15 protein-coding genes are annotated in these 17331 nt (G+C 65.7%); 5 read left to right on the forward strand and 10 right to left on the reverse strand.

The window, feature by feature from the left end:
• The first annotated feature begins 28 nt into the window (after positions 1 to 28).
• Positions 29 to 595, forward strand: a complete 567-nt coding sequence (locus I6F38_RS09270; protein ID WP_225160109.1) for a c-type cytochrome — start codon at positions 29 to 31, stop codon at positions 593 to 595.
• Between the two features lie 114 nt (positions 596 to 709).
• Here I6F38_RS09270 and I6F38_RS09275 read toward each other — a convergent pair whose 3' ends face one another.
• On the reverse strand, positions 710 to 1642 hold the full coding sequence (locus tag I6F38_RS09275) for an ankyrin repeat domain-containing protein (RefSeq protein WP_225160110.1): 933 nt from the start codon (positions 1640 to 1642) through the stop codon (positions 710 to 712).
• A gap of 207 nt (positions 1643 to 1849) precedes the next feature.
• On the opposite strand from I6F38_RS09275, the gene I6F38_RS09280 reads away from it, so the two are divergent.
• Positions 1850 to 3271, forward strand: a complete 1422-nt coding sequence (locus tag I6F38_RS09280; RefSeq protein ID WP_225160111.1) for an amidase — start codon at positions 1850 to 1852, stop codon at positions 3269 to 3271.
• Between the two features lie 34 nt (positions 3272 to 3305).
• Here the strand turns inward: I6F38_RS09280 and bla are convergent, their stop codons facing one another.
• Positions 3306 to 4205: a class A beta-lactamase gene (gene bla, locus I6F38_RS09285; protein WP_225160112.1), complete on the reverse strand. Its 900-nt coding sequence runs from the start codon at positions 4203 to 4205 to the stop codon at positions 3306 to 3308.
• Positions 4206 to 4305: 100 nt separating this feature from the next.
• On the opposite strand from bla, the gene I6F38_RS09290 reads away from it, so the two are divergent.
• A complete protein-coding gene (locus tag I6F38_RS09290; protein WP_225160113.1) occupies positions 4306 to 5268 on the forward strand; it encodes a LysR family transcriptional regulator in 963 nt (320 codons plus the stop codon).
• 188 nt (positions 5269 to 5456) lie between these two features.
• Here the strand turns inward: I6F38_RS09290 and I6F38_RS09295 are convergent, their stop codons facing one another.
• The 7 genes from I6F38_RS09295 to I6F38_RS09325 all read right to left on the reverse strand — a co-directional run bounded on the left by I6F38_RS09295 (position 5457) and on the right by I6F38_RS09325 (position 14487).
• Positions 5457 to 6425 (reverse strand): dipeptide ABC transporter ATP-binding protein, encoded by a 969-nt coding sequence (locus tag I6F38_RS09295; protein WP_057019236.1) that lies wholly within the window; start codon positions 6423 to 6425, stop codon positions 5457 to 5459.
• Complete coding sequence (locus I6F38_RS09300) at positions 6422 to 7402, reverse strand: ABC transporter ATP-binding protein (protein ID WP_141340051.1); 981 nt, start codon at positions 7400 to 7402, stop codon at positions 6422 to 6424. The genes I6F38_RS09295 and I6F38_RS09300 overlap by 4 nt, the downstream gene beginning before the upstream one ends.
• Positions 7399 to 8316, reverse strand: coding sequence for an ABC transporter permease (locus I6F38_RS09305; RefSeq protein ID WP_028334911.1), 918 nt, complete (start codon positions 8314 to 8316; stop codon positions 7399 to 7401). Before I6F38_RS09305 ends, I6F38_RS09300 begins: the two co-directional genes overlap by 4 nt.
• On the reverse strand, positions 8282 to 9238 hold the full coding sequence (locus I6F38_RS09310; RefSeq protein WP_016842735.1) for an ABC transporter permease: 957 nt from the start codon (positions 9236 to 9238) through the stop codon (positions 8282 to 8284). The genes I6F38_RS09305 and I6F38_RS09310 overlap by 35 nt, the downstream gene beginning before the upstream one ends.
• Positions 9239 to 9518: 280 nt before the next feature.
• Positions 9519 to 11309 (reverse strand): peptide ABC transporter substrate-binding protein, encoded by a 1791-nt coding sequence (locus I6F38_RS09315; RefSeq protein WP_225160114.1) that lies wholly within the window; start codon positions 11307 to 11309, stop codon positions 9519 to 9521.
• 445 nt (positions 11310 to 11754) lie between these two features.
• Positions 11755 to 13173 (reverse strand): M20 family metallopeptidase, encoded by a 1419-nt coding sequence (locus I6F38_RS09320; protein WP_225160115.1) that lies wholly within the window; start codon positions 13171 to 13173, stop codon positions 11755 to 11757.
• Between the two features lie 219 nt (positions 13174 to 13392).
• A complete protein-coding gene (locus I6F38_RS09325) occupies positions 13393 to 14487 on the reverse strand; it encodes a mandelate racemase/muconate lactonizing enzyme family protein (protein WP_225160116.1) in 1095 nt (364 codons plus the stop codon).
• A gap of 149 nt (positions 14488 to 14636) precedes the next feature.
• Between I6F38_RS09325 and I6F38_RS09330 the strand changes: the two genes are divergently transcribed.
• Together I6F38_RS09330 and I6F38_RS09335 are read left to right on the forward strand one after the other, a co-directional pair.
• On the forward strand, positions 14637 to 15995 hold the full coding sequence (locus tag I6F38_RS09330) for a metallophosphoesterase (protein WP_225160117.1): 1359 nt from the start codon (positions 14637 to 14639) through the stop codon (positions 15993 to 15995).
• A gap of 168 nt (positions 15996 to 16163) precedes the next feature.
• A complete protein-coding gene (locus I6F38_RS09335; RefSeq protein WP_057019241.1) occupies positions 16164 to 16514 on the forward strand; it encodes a hypothetical protein in 351 nt (116 codons plus the stop codon).
• A gap of 139 nt (positions 16515 to 16653) precedes the next feature.
• Here I6F38_RS09335 and I6F38_RS09340 read toward each other — a convergent pair whose 3' ends face one another.
• Positions 16654 to 16866 carry a hypothetical protein gene (locus tag I6F38_RS09340; RefSeq protein ID WP_057019242.1) on the reverse strand — a complete coding sequence of 71 codons (213 nt, stop codon included), beginning with the start codon at positions 16864 to 16866 and terminating at the stop codon, positions 16654 to 16656.
• Between the last annotated feature and the right edge of the window lie 465 nt (positions 16867 to 17331).

The raw sequence follows: 17331 nt of genomic DNA on the forward strand, positions 1-17331 counted from the left end.
CCCGCTTCTGTTTTCTACGGATGAGCAGATGTTCAGTAGATTGATGATTTGCGGCGCCGCGTTGTTGCTGATTGCGGCGCAGGCGCGCGCAGAGACGATTGAGGAAAAAGTACAGGTCTGCGCCGGCTGCCACGGCGAGAACGGCAAGCCGGTCGACAAGACCATTCCGACGATCTGGGGCCAGCAGGCCGGCTATCTCTACATCCAGCTGCGCGATTTCAAGCGCGGCGATCGCAAGAGCGAGATCATGCAGCCGATCGCGGCGCAGTTCGAGCGCGACGACATGCTGGCGATTGCGGAATATTTTTCGCAGAAGCCGTGGCCTGACCTCGGCCAGCCGCGCGCGCCCAAAAACGTGGCGGAGAAGGCGGTCAGCGCCAGCCGCTCGGTCGGCTGCCCAGCCTGCCATCTCGATCGCTTCCAGGGCGACGGCACGGTGCCGCGGCTTGCCGGCATGGGACGGGATTACCTCGCCAAGACCATCGCCGATTTCCGCACCCGCGCGCGGGGCAACAATCCCGGCATGTCCGACCTGATGCTGGCAACGTCGCCCGACGACCTTGCCGCACTGGTGGACTATCTGGCGGGGCTATAGCTGCGGACACTCGTCATGCCCGGGCTTGTCCCGGGCATCCACGTCTTGATATCCAGGCAAAAGAAGACGTGGATGGCCGGGACAAGCCCGGCCATGACGTCCGAGCAAGTCGCCTCAGCGCGGCGTCAGCTCTTCGCGCAGCGCCGACAGGATGGTGAGATCGGCGGCGTGCTTGCCGGCCTTGTCGGCCAGCGCAGGGTCGGCGCCGTGCGCCAGCAGTGTCCTGGCAATCGCCGGATGATTGCCTTCGGCGGCGATCATCAGCGCGGTGCGGCCGCGCGCATCGCGGTCGTCGACCTTGGCACCGCCTTCCAGCAGGTACGAGACGACCTCTAGTGCCTGCGCCTCCGGCACGGTCTCGTCAGGGCCGGCGGCCCACATCAGGAGCGTCAGATCGTTGGCGTAGCGCGCGTTGATGTCGATCTCGTGCGCGAGCAGCTGCTTGACGATGCCGAGCTGGCCGCCCGCCGCGGCGTAGACGACCGGCGGCTTGCCGGTGTCGTCTGCCTTGCGGCCGTCGGCGCCGTGCGCCAGCAGCATGCGCACCACCATGTCCCTGCCGGCATAGGCGGCGGCCGCGACCGGGGAGGCGCCGCTGCGTCCGGTGAGATTGACGTCGGCGCCGCGGTCGATCAGGCGCTGCACGATCGCGACATGGCCGCGCTCGGCGGCAAAATACAGCGCGGTCGATCCCGCGAGGTTGCGCGCATCGAGCGGCGCGCCGCGTGCCAGCAGCAGGTCGACCATGGCAAGATGGCCGGAGCGGGCGGCATGGCTCAGCGGCCTTGCGCCCAGCCGGTCCCGCGCGTCGACCGAGGCGCCGTGATCGAGCAGTTCGGCGGCAAGGTTGATGCAATCGGCATTGGCGGCCGCAAACAGCGACAGCGAGATCTCGATCGCGCTGAGCTGGGCCTTGTCGGTTTCGTATTTGCGGATCAGCTCGCGGCACCGCGCCGGATCGGGCGCCGCGAGGCTGCCGTGCACGCTGCCGGCAACGATCAGCGAGGCGAGGGCGATGCGGCGATACAAGGCGTGGTCCTCCGTCATGCTGACAGCAGCGCCATTCGGTTCGAGCGTCGCATGATCCTCCGTCGCTGCCAAGCCGCGCGGCCGGGAACTGACCGTCGGCACCGACAGGCCATGCACCCCTCGCGGCTCCACGGCGTAGCGCCATGCGTCCGGGCCGATGGACTTGCCGCATGCCGCGCGGCACGATGCTGGCGTCGACCATGTCTGACGCGAGTCCTTGCCCTAATGAGCGACGATCTATGTCTGCTGTCTGCCGTTGAGCTTCGTGGGCGCATCGCTCGCAAGGAGGTTTCGCCTGTCGAGGTTACGCGCGCGGTGCTCGCCCGTGCCGAGCGGCTGCAACCCGAATTGAACTGCTTCATCACGCTGTGCGGTGATGAGGCGATGGCGCAGGCCAAAGCCGCCGAGCGGCAAATCACGGCCGGCGAGCCGCTAGGTCTGCTCCACGGCATCCCTTTCACCGTGAAGGACATCGTCAACACCAAAGACGTCCGGACGACCTTCGGCGCGGTGCCGTACCGGGACAACGTGCCCGACAATGACGCCGTCGCGGTGGCCCGCCTCCGTGCCCAGGGCGGCATACTGATCGGCAAGACCACGACGCCGGAGTTCGGCAGCAAGTGCCTGACCGACTCGCCGCTGTTCGGGCGAACCCGCAATGCATGGAGTGCCGAGCGGTCCAGTGGCGGCTCCAGCGGCGGCGCGGCGGCGGCCGTCGCGAGCGGCATCGCGCCGCTGGCGGTTGCGACCGATGGCGGCGGCTCCACCCGGATTCCCGCCGCCTGCAACGGTGTGGTCGGAATCAAGCAGAGCAACGGGGTGATCCCGCATAGCCAGGTGCAGGACGCTTTCGGCAACCAGACCTATGTCACGCCGACCACGCGCACCGTTGCCGATACGGCGCTGATGATGCAGGCGATGGCGGGAGAAGATCCGTCGGACCCCTGGTCGATCGGGGTGCCGGTGCCTGACTATCTCGGGCTTGCCGCCCCGCGCGGCGACCTCAAGGGCCGGCGGGTGCTGTTCTGCCTGTCGCCGCCGGGGCGTCCGGTCACGTCCGATGTGGCTGCGGCGTTCAAGGCAAGCCTCGACCGTCTGGCGAGCCTCGGCGCCGAGCTCGAAGAGTTTTCCGGCGACGGCTTTGACATCGAGCCGATCTGGCGTGCGATCAATCACACCGTCTGGCGCACCCGCTTCGAGAAGCTCGCGGCCGATCATCCGGATGATCTCAGCGCAACCTTCCTGAGGCAGCTCGCGCTGGCGGCGCAGGTCAGCGGTGTCGACTACCAGCGGGCGATGTTCGAGCGCACCGCGCTGTTCCGCCGGGTGCAGTCGTTGTTCGCGCGCGGCGATCTCCTGGTGATGCCGACCTTGACCCGGTCGGCGCTGCCGATCGACCAGGATCTGTTCGGCACGATCGAGATCGACGGCCGGAGTTTCGACAGCGTGCGGCCGCACTGGTTTCCCTGGACCATGCTGTTCAACATGACAGGTCATCCCGCCGTCAGCATCCCCGCAGGTTTCGGCCGCGACGGCCTGCCGATCGGACTGCACCTGGTCGGCCGCTTCCGGGCCGATGCCGAACTGTTGCGCGTTGCAGCGTTGTTCGAGGCGGCGAGCGACTTGCTTGGTCGCTGGCCGGCCTGATGTTGTCGGCGCCGCTGATCGCGGCGTCGCCGGTTTAGCCGGTCTGCCCGGTGCTCGCATTGGCGACGGCGCGCGCGACATTGGCGATCACCTCGTTGCACTTCTCGACGGGGGCACTTGCCCCGGTCAGGTAAACCGTCACCACGATCGGCTTGCGGCCGGGCGGCCAGAACACGCCGATGTCGTTGTAGGTGCCGCGCTCGCCGGTGCCAGTCTTGTCGGCAACCCGCCAGTCGCGGGGCACGCCGGCACGCAGCCTTGCGTCGCCGGTTTTGTTGGCGACCATCCAGTCCACCAGCTTCTGGCGCGAGACGGTCTGCAGAACGTCGCCGAGCACGACGCGCTGCAAATCCTTCAGCATCGCGACAGGACTCGTGGTGTCGCGCTGGTCGCCGGGCACGGCTTCGTTCAGCTCCACCTCCCAGCGGTCGAGCCGGCTGACATTGTCGCCGATGGTGCGGAAGAAGCTGGTAAAGCCGGCGGGCCCGCCGATCTCGCGCAGCAGCAGGTTGGCGGCGGTGTTGTCGCTGAGCGTGATGGCGGCCGCGCAGAGTTCGGACAGAGTCATGGCCGATCCGACGTGCGCCTTGGTGACCGGCGCGTAGGCCAAGATATCCTTGGCCTCGATTTGCACGCGCTGATCGAGGCTGGATTCGCCGCGGTCGACCCGGTGCAGCACCGCAGCCGAGGCCAACGCCTTGAAGGTGCTGCACATCGGGAACCGCTCGTCGCCGCGCCGGCTCGCGCGCAATCCCGTCTCCATGTCGAGCGCGGCGACGCCGAGCCGGCCGCTGGTTGCCAGCTCGATGCGCGCAAACTCCTGCTGCAGCCGCTGCGCCGGCTCGCTTGGTCCCGCCGCCGCGCCTTGCCGCGGCAGGGTGCAGGACACCGCAAGGCCCAGCGCGCGCAATCCAAATGTCCGTCTCGTCAGCATGTCGAATCTCCCGTTGGCGGCGCGAACCTGCCGGGCGGCGTGACGGCGCACAAACAATCATTTATACAGCGAGACATGAGGAAAACTTGGTCATGACGCCGTGCGCCGGCATCTCCCGCTGAACGCGCTGCGCGCCTTCGAGGCCTCCGCGCGGCTGCTCAGCTTCACCCGCGCCGGGCTGGAGCTGCGGGTGACGCAGACCGCGATCAGCCATCAGGTCAAGCAGCTCGAGGATCTCCTGGGCACGAGCCTGTTCCGCCGGCTGCCGCGCGGGCTGGTGCTCACCGACGAGGGGCTGGCGCTGCTGCCGGTGCTGTCAGACGCGCTCGACCGGATCGGCGCCGCGATCGACCGCATCGAGGCCAAGGGCACGCGCGAGGTCGTGACCGTCGGCTGCGTCACGACGTTCGCGACCGGGTGGCTGTTGCAAAGGGTCGACCGCTTCAAGCGCGCGCATCCCTATATCGATTTGCGCCTGCTCACCAACAACAACCGCGTCGACATCGCGGGCGACGGGCTCGATCTCGCGCTGCGCTTCGGCGACGGTTCGTGGCACGGCACCGAGGCGATCCATCTGTTGTCCGCGCCGTTGTCGCCGGTGTGCTGTCCCGACACGGCGGACCGGCTGCGCAAGCCGTCCGATCTCGCGCAGGAATTCCTGCTGCGGTCCTACCGCGCCGAGGAATGGCCGCTGTGGTTTGCGGTCGCCGGCGCGCCGTGTCCGAAAATCCAGGGGCCGATCTTCGACAGTTCGGTCGCGATGGCCGAGGCCGCCGCGCGCGGCGTCGGCGTCGGGCTGGTGCCGATCGCGATGTTCGAAAATGAGCTGGTCTCCGGCCGGCTGCTGCGTCCGTTCGCGGCCGAGGTCCCGGCGGGATCCTATTGGCTCACCTGGCTGAAGTCGCGCGAGGTAACGCCGGGCATGCGCGCGTTTCGCGACTGGCTGCTCGAGACGCTGCGGACGGAGGCGAATGAGGTGGAGGACGCCGTCGCGCCTGCACCGCGGCGGAAGATCAAGACAAAGGCCGGACCGAAGCCGCGGACCAAGACCAAGCGGCGTTAACGTCTGACGACGTGATTTCAACTATCGTCGCCATTATTTCGGAATTATCGAATGATGCCGCTGATTTGCCCGACATGTCAAGTGCCGTGTCGAACGCCCGCAGCCGCCGGCTACTTTGCATGGGGTTGTTTTCGATATTTTAGGCGGTGCGCTCCCGCGCCGGCTGGCTATCGCATCTGGCGCGCGACCTACGCCAGATGGCACGCCACGGAATGCCCGTTCCTGCCTTCCAGCAACTCCGGCGCGCTCTGCCGGCAGCGCTCCTCGGCGATTGGACATCTCGTGTGGAAGTGGCAGCCCTTGGGCGGATTCATCGGGCTCGGCACGTCGCCCTTCAGGCGGATGCGGTCGCGCTTCGCCTTGGGATCCGGCACCGGCACCGCCGAGAGCAGTGCCTTGGTGTAGGGGTGCTGCGGGTTGCGGTAGAGATCGCTGGCCTTGGCGAGCTCGACGATGCGGCCGAGATACATCACCGCGACTCGGTCGGAGATGTGCTCCACGACCGAGAGATCGTGGGCGACGAACAGATAGGTGAGGTTCAGCTCGGCCTGCAGATCCTCGAGCAGGTTGATGACCTGGGCCTGGATCGAGACGTCGAGCGCGGAGACCGGCTCGTCGCACACGATCAGCTTCGGCTCCAGCGTCAGCGCGCGGGCGATGGCGATGCGCTGGCGCTGGCCGCCGGAGAATTCGTGCGGGTAGCGGCGCATGTGCTCGGCCTTCAGCCCGACCTTGACCAGGAGGCTCGCGACGCGGTCCTCGCGCTCGCTGGCCGAGCTCACGAGGTTATGGATGATGAAGGGCTCGCCGAGGATCGCGCCGACGGTCATGCGCGGATTGAGCGAGGCGAACGGGTCCTGGAACACCAGCTGCATGTTGCGCCGCATGGCGCGCAGGTCGCCGCCGCCGAGGCCGGTGACGCTCCGGCCGTCGAACACGACCTCGCCCGAGGTCGGCTCGATCAGGCGCAGCACGCAGCGGCCAGTGGTCGACTTGCCGCAGCCGGATTCGCCGACGAGGCCGAGCGTCTCGCCGCGGTTGACCGAGAACGACACGCCGTCGACCGCATAGACCTGACCGACCTCGCGCGAGAGCAGGCCGCCCAGCACCGGAAAATGCTTCTTCAGATTGGAAACGCGCAGCAGCGGTTCGCTCATGACGCGTCTCCGAGGTGGCAGGCCATGCGGTGGCCGGGCGCGATCTCGCGCAGCCGCGGCTCCTTTTCGGTGCAGATGCTCATGGCGTATTTGCAGCGGGCGGCAAAGCGGCAGCCGGGCGGCGGGTTGATCAGGATCGGCACCGAGCCGCCGATCGCCTCCAGCCGCGTCTTGTGCGCGGCGTCGAGATCGATGCGCGGTATCGAGCGGATCAGGCCCTGGGTGTAGGGATGGCCGGGATTGCCGAACAGTTCGTCGACCGGCGCCTCCTCCACCACCTTGCCGGCGTACATCACGACGACGCGTTGCGCGGTCTCGGCGACCACGCCCATCGCGTGCGTGATCAGCATCACCGCCATGCCGAAGCGCTCCTTCATGTCCTGCAACAGGTCGAGGATCTGCGCCTGGATGGTGACGTCGAGCGCGGTGGTCGGCTCGTCGGCGATGACGAGCTTGGGACGGCACGCCAGCGCCATCGCGATCATCACGCGCTGGCGCATGCCGCCGGAGAACTGGTGCGGATAATGATGCACGCGGCCCGCGGCATTGGGGATCTGCACCAGCTTCAGCATCTCGATGGTGCGCTCGAGCGCCTGCTTCTTGGTCACCGCCTCGTGGCGGCGCAGGCTCTCGGCGATCTGCTCGCCGATGGTCAGCACCGGATTGAGCGAAGTCATCGGCTCCTGGAAGATGAAGCCGATTTCCTTGGCCCTGATGTCGTCGAGCTGGTGGCTGGTCAGCGGCACCAGGTCGCGACCCTCGAAGATGATCTCGCCTTCGACGATCTTGCCCGGTGGCATCGCGATCAGCTTCAGGATCGACATCGCGGTGACGGTCTTGCCGCAGCCGGATTCGCCGACCACGCACAGCGTCTCGCCGCGGTTGATGCTGATGTCGACGCCGTCGACTGCCTGGAGGATGCCGTCGTCGGTGGTGAAATGGGTTTTCAGGCCCTTGATGTCGAGCAGCGCCATCAGATCACCTTGCGCGCGTCGAGCGCGTCGCGCAGCCCGTCGCCGATGAAGTTGATGGCGACGACCGCGATGAAGATCGCGCCGCCCGGAAACAGCGCCCAATGCGGGCCGATGTCGAGGAAGTCCTTGGCGTCATAGAGGATGCGGCCCCAGGTCGGCGTATCCGGCGGGAAGCCGAGGCCGAGGAACGAGAGCGTCGATTCGGCGATGATGGCGGCGGCGACGTCGATCGTGCCGGCGATGATCACGGGTCCCAGCGCGTTGGGCAGGATGTGGCGCACCACCTGGCGCACCGGGCTCGCGCCGAGCGCGCGCGCCGCCTCGACGAATTCCTTCTCGCGCAGCGACAGGAACTGGGCGCGCACCAGGCGCGCGACCGGCATCCAGCGCAAGCCGCCGATCACCAGCACGATCAGGATGAAGATGCCGCCCTCCGGGCCGAACATCGCCTTCAGCCCGTCGCGGAACAGGTAGATCAGCATCAACAGCAGCGGCAGTTGCGGCAGCGACAGGAACAGATCGGTCAGCCACATCAGCGCGTAGCCGAGCGCGCCGCGCGACATGCCGGCGAGCGCGCCGATCAGCGTGCCGACGAACACCGAGACCAGCATCGCGGCGAGGCCGACCGCGAGCGAGATGCGCCCGCCATAGATCATGCGGGCGAGCAGGTCCTGGCCGAGATCGTCGGTGCCGAACGGATGCGCCAGCGACGGCCCCTGCAGGCCGGCCACAACGTCCATGTCGCTGATCGAGACGCGCCAGACGAACGGGCCGATCACGACGGCCGCGATCAGCAGCAGCAGCAGCACGGCGCTGACCACGGCCGGCCGGTGCCGGCGGTAGCGCCGCCAGGTTTCGCGCCAGGGCGAATAGCCGCGCCGCTCAGCGGAAGGAGATGCGAGGGTCAAGCCAGCCATAGAGGACATCTGCGATCAGGTTGAACAGCACCACGAGACACGCGAAGACGAAGGTCACGGCCATCACGACCGGCGTGTCATTGGCGAGGATGGAGGAAATCAGCAGCGAGCCGATGCCGGGAATCCGGAAGATCTGCTCGGTGACGATGGCGCCGCCGAACACGGCAGGCATTTGCAGCGCAATCAGCGTGACGACCGGGATCATCGCGTTGCGCATCACGTGCTTGACGATCACCTTGGCCTGCCCGAGTCCCTTGGCGCGGGCCGTGGTGACATAGTCGAGCCGGATCACGTCGAGCATCGCCGAGCGCACGAAGCGGGTCATCGACGCCGCCTGGAACAGGCCGAGCACCATCACCGGCATGATCGCCTGCCGGATCATCTCCAGCAGCCAGGGAATGCCGCTGCCCGGCACGTCGGTGTAGACGAAGGGCAGCCAGTCCAGCTTCACCGAGAACACCAGGATGAACAGGATGCCGGTGAAGAAGGTCGGCAGCGAGAAGCCGATGAAGGCGAAGGTGTTGGCGAGCTGGTCGAAGATCGAATAGGGCCGGGTGGCGGCATAGACGCCGACCGGGATCGCGATCAGCAGCGCCAGCAGCTGCGCCGAGCCGATCACGTAGAGCGTGGTCGGCAGCCGCTGCAGGATCAGCGTGTCGACATTGATCCGGCTGACAAAGGAAAAGCCCCAGTCGCCCTGGGCCATCGCCGCGAGCCAGTGCAGGTAGCGAAGATAGATCGGGTCGTCGAGGCCGAACTTGGCGCGCAGCGCGGCCTGCACCTCGGGAGGCACGTTCGGATTAGTCGCGAGCTCGCTGAACGGATCGCCCGGCGCGAGCGCCAGCACGACAAACAGCACGAGCGAGATCCCGAGCAGGCTCGGAATCGCGATCATCAGGCGACGCAGGATATATTGACTCATCGAGAGATCATCTAACTAACGCTCGCACCTTGAGCACGTTGATCTTGCTTCCAGTCGAAAGGCGAGCTTCACCTCGCCCCGCGTGCGGGAAGAGGTCGGAATTCAAGCACGGCTTGAATTCCGGGTGAGGGGGAGTCTCCACGAACTCATCTTTCACGGTGTTTGCTGCGAAAGCCCCTCACCCCAACCCTCCAAGAGCGAGCTCCGCTCGTCTCGACCCCGTAAGAACGGGGAGAGGGAGAAGATGCACCTACTCAAACTCCGAACCTGTCCCCGTGTCTCAGGTTTCACGATACCAGTCTTGCAGATTGTCGGTCTGGTTGGCCCAGCCGGAGAGCGCGGGCCGCACCGTGTTGGAGCAGGCTTCCACCGCGAGGCGGTGCATCACCGGGATCACCACCGTGTCCTGCCACATCAGATCGTTGCACTTGATGTAGAGCTCGGCCCGCTTGATCGGATCGGTCTCGATATCGGCCGCCTCGATCGCGGCGTCGAAATCCTTGTTGACCCAGCGCGGGAAGTTCTGCCCTTGCCACTTGTTCTCCTTGGTCGCGACATTGCGCGACAGATAGCGGCGCATGTGCAAGCCCGGGTCGGGTTGCGTCATCGGGATCTGGAACATCTCGATGTCGGCGTAGAACTTGGAATAGGTGTCGGGGTTGGCGACGTCGGAGGAGAAGAACACCGAGGCCACCACCGACTTCAGCTCGACGTCGATGCCGGCCTTCTGGCAGGCCTGCTTGACGATCGCCTGGGTCTTCTGCCGCGGGCCGTTGATCGAGGTCTGGTACAGCAGCTTCAGCTTCTTGCCGTCCTTCTCGCGGATGCCGTCGGAGCCGACCTTCCAGCCGGCCTGTTCGAGCAGCGCGCTCGCCTTCTCGACCGAGAACTCCCATCTGGTGTTCTTGGAAACGAACTCCTCGGGGCCGTTGAGATAATTGGCGGTGGCGCGGCCGGCGCGGCCGTAGATCACCTTCTTGACGGAGTCGCGGTCGACCAGCAGCGCCAGCGCCTTGCGCACCGCCGGATCCGACAGGATCGGATGCTTGGTCTTGATCGACGAGCGTTCGCCGTCGACCTCGGTGTTCGGGTCGGTGAAGTTGATGGCGATGAATTCGATGTCGCCGCCGACGGCATAGAGCGTCTTGCCCTTGCCGCCCTTTTCCAGCCGCAGCAGCACCTCGTCCTCGACCTGGATGTTCCAGGCGAAATCATATTCGCCGGTCTGGATCACCGCGCGCGCCGCCGACACCGCATCGCCGCCGCCCTTCATCTCGATCGTGTCGAAATAGGGCCGGTTCGGCATGTGGTAATCGGGATTAATCTCGCCGCGCACCAGATCGCCCGGCTTGAACTCGACGAACTTGTAGGGGCTGGTGCCGACCGGCTTCAGATTGTTCGGCGCCTCGCGCGATTTGCTGCCCTTGTACTCCGCGAAGAGATGTTTCGGGATGATGCAGCCATAGGCGCCGACGAACGCATTGGCCCAGAACGGCGTCGGATCCTTGAACTTGATGCGGACCGTGAGGTCGTCGACCTTCTCCACGGTCATGCCGGAATAGGTCCCGCTCGAGACGGCTGCGGTCGCGGGGTCGGTGGCATATTCCCAGTTGAACACGACGTCGTCGGCGGTGAAGGGTTTGCCGTCATGCCATTTGACGCCGGGCTTGAGTTTCCAGACCACCGACTTGGCGTCTTTGGAAAGCCCGCCGTTCTGGATCGAGGGGATTTCGGCGGCGAGGATCGGGTTGAGATGGCCGTCGACGTCCCAGCTTGCCAGCGGTTCGTAGAACAGCCGCGAGCCGTCCTGGTCCTTGGTGCCGGTGGCGAAGTGCGGATTGAGCAGGGTGGGGCCCTGCCACCACAACAGCTTCAGCGGACCGCCGCCGCCGCGCTTGGTCGGCTTGTAGGGATTCGGGCTCTGCGCCATCGCGACGCCGCCGATCGCAAGGATCTGGTTGGCCATCGGCGCGGTGAGGCCGACGGCAATCATTCGCTTGACGAAGGCGCGGCGATCCATCCGCCAGTCCTTCACGTCGTCGATCATGCCACGCAGATTCCTGTCGAACATTGTCCCCTCGGTCCGGCTCAATTGGTTATTGCGGCGGGCCGTGGAACCGGCCGCCGTGTTGGCGGCAGGATGGCACACCGAATGACCGCGAAGGTCAACGCCTCCCGCCCTTCAGCGCCTAGGTCTTTTGGCTATCGCTTGTGCAGAACCTCCCCTTGCCGCACACCGGTTCAGCAGATCGGCGCCAAAAGCGCGCCCTTGCGCGCCTCGCAGTGCGGAAAATTTGTTCGTTATCCTTTGTTCCGAGATGCTTTTGCCACGCAGGCCGGAGTTCGCGTCTGAAGCGATCCGTCCACAAACTCGTCATGCCCGGCCTTGTGCTGGGCATCCACGTCTCCGTTTCCGCGTGAGAAAGTCGTGGTTGGCAGGGACAAGCCCGGCCATGACGATGGGGATATGCGATTGCTTGATCCCGGAGAGCAGGTCCGGCCCGCACACGCGGCTCTCAGGCGATCGACATGTCCAACGGCGGTGCAACATTCGCCGGCAGCGGACTGACATAAGGCGTTCTTGTGGTCCGCTTCTTGAGGTCGGCCTTGGCGGCCGCGATCAGCTCCGGCTCCATCAGCGCCTTGACGCCGAGGCCTGCCATCGCCTTGGCGGCCTGCACCATCGCCTTGTGCGCGGCCGGCGTCTTGCCCTGCGCCACAACCTGCCAGGTGTGGAACGGCGTGCCGATTGCAACCGTCGGTGCATGGACCTGCACGGTCGGCACCACCCAGCTGACGTCGCCGACGTCGGTCGAGCCGATCAGCGGATTGCGTGTGGCGTCGATCGGCACCAGGAAATCGGCGAGCGGCCGGTCGGTCGGCTCCATGCCGATCGCATAATAGACCGAAGCGATGTCCTTGTCGGTCAGGGTCGCGCGGATCTTGCCGGCGAAATCCTTGTCGGCATCGTCGAAATGCGGGGGGCCGAGCTCTTCCATGATCCGGTGCAGCGTCTGTTCCAGCGGCGTGTTGGGCAGGATGTTGGAGACCGCGGAGATGATCTTCATCTCCACCTTGGTCTCGGTCATCAGCGCCGCGCCCTGTGCGATCTTGTGCACGCGCTCGACCAGCTCGTTCATGCCGGGCAGGTCGCGGGCGCGGATCGAATAGCGCACCCGGGCATGGGCCTGCACCACGTTGGGCGCGATGCCGCCGGTGTCGAGCAGTGCGTAGTGCACCCGGGCGTCGCTCGGCATGTGCTCGCGCATGTAGTTGACGCCGACATTCATCAATTCCACCGCATCGAGCGCGCTGCGGCCGAGATGCGGCGAGGCTGCCGCATGCGAGGTGCGTCCGGTGAAGATGAAATCGGCGCGGGTATTGGCGAGCGACGGCGTCACCGCCACCTCCCAGAAGCTGTGCGGATGCCAGGTGATGGCTATGTCGGCGTCCTCGAACGCGCCACAGCGCACCATGAAGGCCTTTGCCGCGCCACCTTCCTCGGCGGGGCATCCGTAATAGCGCACGCGCCCCGGCACCTTGTTGGCGGCCAGCCAGTCCTTCACCGCGGTCGCGGCGAGCAGCGCGGAGGAGCCGAGCAGATTATGTCCGCAGCCATGGCCGTGGCCGCCGCTTTCGACCGGGCGATGCTCGGCGATTCCGGCCTCCTGGCTGAGGCCGGGCAGGGCGTCATATTCGCCGAGGAAGGCGATCACCGGGCCGCCTTCGCCCCATTCGCCCATCACCGCGGTCGGGATCTGGGCGACGTTCTCGGTGATGCGAAAACCCTGATGGCGCAGTTCGGCCAGATGTTCGGCGGATGAGCGCGCCTCGGTGTAGCAGACCTCGGGCATCGCCCAGACCCGGTCGCTCAATTCGATGAAACGCGGCTTGATCGCGTCGACGCCGCGCCAAACATCACTACGGTTGTCCATTTGCTCCGATCCCTTAACGCTAGAGCATGATCCGGAAAAGTGTGAAGCGGTTTTCCGAAAAGATCATGCTCAGACAATGAGCCGAAGCGCGATGATCTCATCGCGCTTTGGGCAATCTGAAGCGCGAAACGCTAGCAGCTTGTCGCGACGCCGCCTAGCGCGCGTCGGCAGACCTGCATTTCCGAATGTCACGTCTTGGTGTGCAGAAATGTTTCTGCGTCAGGCGACGCTGAGCCGCTCAAGGCCTTTCCAGTCGAAGGCGATGCCGTGCCCCGGGCGATGATCGGGCGCGATCGCCATGCCCTGCTCCAGAACCAGCGGGTGCTCGATATAGCGGTCGAGGCCCAAGCCGTGCGCCTCGAGATACGACCGGTTCGGGCACGCAGCCAGCAGATGCACGGTGATGTCATGCGCGCCATGGCTGGTGACGGGAATATTGAAGGCCTCGGCGAGCCGGGCGACCTTCATGAAGCTGGTCACACCGCCGCAATTGGTGACGTCGGGCTCGGCATAGGACAGCGCGCCACCGGCGATATACGGCTTGAACTCCCACAGGCTGCGGAGGTTCTCGCCGGCCGCGATCGGCACGCCGCCGGCCTGCACGATGCGGACGTGTCCCGCGACGTCGTCCGGAATCGTCGGCTCCTCGAGCCAGGTCAGGTCGAACGGTTGCAGGGCGCGCGCGGCGCGGATCGCTTCCTCGACGGTCCATTTCATGTTGGCGTCGGCCATCAGCGGAAACTCGTCGCCGAGATGGCCGCGCATCGCCTTCACGCGCGCCACGTCGGACGCAAGGCTCGGCCGGCCGACCTTCATCTTGATGGCGCGAAAGCCCTTGGCCAGATTGTCGTCGGTCTGCTTGAGCAGGCGATCGAGCGGCAGATCGAGATCGATGCCGCCGGCATAGCAGGGCACGCGGCGGTCGAAGCCGCCGAGCAGCCGCCACAGCGGCAGCGATGCCCGCCGCGCCTTGAGGTCCCACAACGCGATGTCGAGCGCGGACAGCGCCAGCACCGCCGGGCCGCCGCGGCCGCCATAATGCAGCGCCCACCACACCTTGTGCCAAAGCTGCTCGGTGTCGTCGGCCTCCATCTCGCGCGCGATCTCGGTGATTTCGCGGCCCAGGATATCGGCGATGGCGCCGCCATTGCGGCCGACCGTGTAGGTGTAGCCGGTGCCTTCCGCGCCGTCGGCATCGCGGGCGCGGATCGTGACGAGCTCGAACGCCTTGATCTCGCCATGCGTGCTGTCGCTCAGCACCACCGGGAGCGGGATCTTGTAGAATCCGATGCTGAGGTCCTTGAGGATGGCCACGCCGGAACTCCTTGTCATGGGACGACTGCAATGCGTGACACACGATCTCAAAAGCCCCGGCTGCCTGCAACCTTGCGCCTGCGAATGTCTGCCTTGAGCGATTGGTCTGCCTTCCTTTATGATGTGGCTCGCGAGGACGTGGTCCGACCATGGATGATGCAATTCCGGCTCTGTTACCGAGATATTCGGGCCACCAGTTCGTGATCTATGCCGATGCCTGCTCGGGCGTTCCGGGCGCGCTGCATGAGCGCACCTTCGCATCGGTGAACGATGTGGTGCGCCGGCTGCATCCTGCGCCCGAATTCATTCTGTTCCCCGGCGACGAGATCATCGGCCTCACCGCCGATGCCGACGCGCTGCGCGCGCAATGGCGGCATTGGTTCGAGGTCGAGATGTCCTGGTTCGACCGGCGCGCGGTGCCGCTGTGGCACACGACCGGCAACCACACCACCTATGACGAGATGAGCGAGGCGGTGTTCCGCGAGGTGCTGCAGCTGCCGCGCAACGGCCCGCCCGGTCAGGAGGGGCTGTCCTACTGGGTTCGCCGCGGCGATCTCGTGATGGTGTTCGTGCACACGCTCTGGAGCGGCCTCGGCGGCGAGGGGCACGTCGAGACCGACTGGCTGCAAGCGGTCCTCGCACAGCACAAGCACGCCAGGCACAAGCTGGTGCTGGGCCATCATCCCGTGTACGCCATCAACGGCTACAGCGGCAGCTATCAGCGCGAGATCGGCCACGAATACCGCGAGCGGTTCTGGGATATCCTCGTCCGCGCCGATGTCACCGCCTATCTGTGCAGCCACATTCTCGCATTCGACGTCCAGGTTCATCGCGGTGTGCTGCAGGTCTGCACGGCGGGCGCCGGCACCGCGCACCGGATGCCCGAAGGCGTCGAGTATCTGCATTGCGTGCAGGCCGCGCTCGATCAGGATGGGTTCCGCTATCAGGTGCTCGATACCGAAGGTGTGGCGCGCGAGCAGCTGGCATGGCCGCTGCCATCGCTGGACCAGGCCGCGTGGTCGCCGCTGCCGCGCGGGACCAGCCCTGCACCGCTGTCGGGGACATTGGCGCCCGCGACGGTCATCGCGCTGAAACTGGCGGGCCGCACCGCTGCGGGAACCGCCGCGCCACAAACGCTGCTCTGCACGCCCGCGCCCGGCGTGATCGCACCGCTCTGGCTTGGCTTGCGCGGGCCGAATCAGACGCTCACCTTGATCCTTGGACGCGAGCGTGGACGCAGTCCCTATTACTGGATCGGTCCCGATCTCGGTGCCAACAGCGATTTCGACCTCGACATCGCCTTCTATCCGGACATGGGACCGGGCGGCGTGCTGTGGCGACGCAGCGGTGACACGCGCTGGACGTCGTGCGCGGCGATATCGGCAACGGGGCTGGAGCGGTTCGCATGGCCGGCGGTCTGGAACGTCGGGTGCGGCGAGGGTGGGCCGGATGACAGGCGCTATGCCGGACCACGGCTCGAGATCGCTATTTCCGTCATCGCATTGTAGTCAATCGCGCCCGGGCCGACGCGCTGGACGTCGGCGCTGCGGCTGAGCGGGCTTCGACGCCCGCATTGCGGTCGCATTGGCTCCAATGAATGGCCATGGAAAAATCAGATGCCAGCCAAACTTCGCGCGTAGGTTTTATCGCTTGCTGACCTCGAAAAGGAATCGACCATGCGCAATCTCACAGCATTCGTCACTGTTGCCGCGCTCGTCCTCGGAACGCCCGCCTTGGTGCAAGCGCAAGGCACGCAACCCAATGCGCCGCCGCAGTCATCTGATCAGTCCACCGTCATCCGGAGCATACAGGTCGTCGACATCAAGGACCTCAAGCCCGAGATGCGATCGAAGATCGAGGATGCGATGGCAAAGACCAAGGAGGACGACATCCAGTCGCTTCGGAAGTCGATTGACGCGACACCGCAGGCGGTCTCCGCGCTCAAGGCCAAGGGCCTGACTTCGTCGCAGGTCGTCGCTATCAACATCGCCGATGGCGTGCTGACGATGTTCGCCAAAACAGCCTGACCAGGGTCAGCGAATGTCGGTATCGGTGGTTGGACCTCCCCGCGGTCACCGATGCCAACAACTCCCGCAGCCGGCGCTGCGGGAGTTTTCATTTCTGATAGGCGCGGCCCGTCCAATGGACCTTCACCGGGGAGAGCGATCAGTCGGGCTCGTTGGGCCTGGTACGTTCCGCGCGTTTCAACTCGCGATCGATCAGCGTGCAGACGCGCCGCCGCGCCAGCAGGTCGAGCCGCGCGCGCGTGGTGCCTTGCCTGGTCTTGCCGTTGATGTCGAACGACCAGGCCCAGAGGTCGGGTTCGATGTTGGTGAGTGTGTATTGAATGTCCCGATGACGACCGATCAGCTTCTTCATGCCGTTTCTTCTTGTTGGCTGAAGATTGCATAGCCAGATCGTGAAGGCGTCTGTATCCGGTCGAATACTGAGTCGGGTGTCCGCAGGGCGGAATTTTCCAAATCACTGATTTGGGGTCGCTGTGCAGTGGCTGCGTGCAACTGACGAGTGCGCACGAAGATTCGCAGTCGTCCTGGCGAAGGCCAGGACCCATTACCCCAAGTGCGCACTGTTGCGCGACGCTAGGGCCACGATCTCGTTCACCGTCAAATGCGGTGGTTAAGGTCCCGGCTTTCGCCAGGACGACAATGACGAGTCCCGCCTGCAACATCCGTCGCGGCGTATGGGTCCTTGCTTTCGCACTAGTGCATCTACACGTTTGTCGGGCCATTTGCGAGGATTTGGAAGCGGGCCATTCCGGTGTGGAAGGTGATTGGTCCAGGTGGACGGTGGGAGGCGTAGCCGGTCCATCCGCCGAGTTTTGCG

It is taken from the genome of Bradyrhizobium sp. BRP56, assembly GCF_020194035.1.
GTDB lineage: Bacteria > Pseudomonadota > Alphaproteobacteria > Rhizobiales > Xanthobacteraceae > Bradyrhizobium > Bradyrhizobium australafricanum.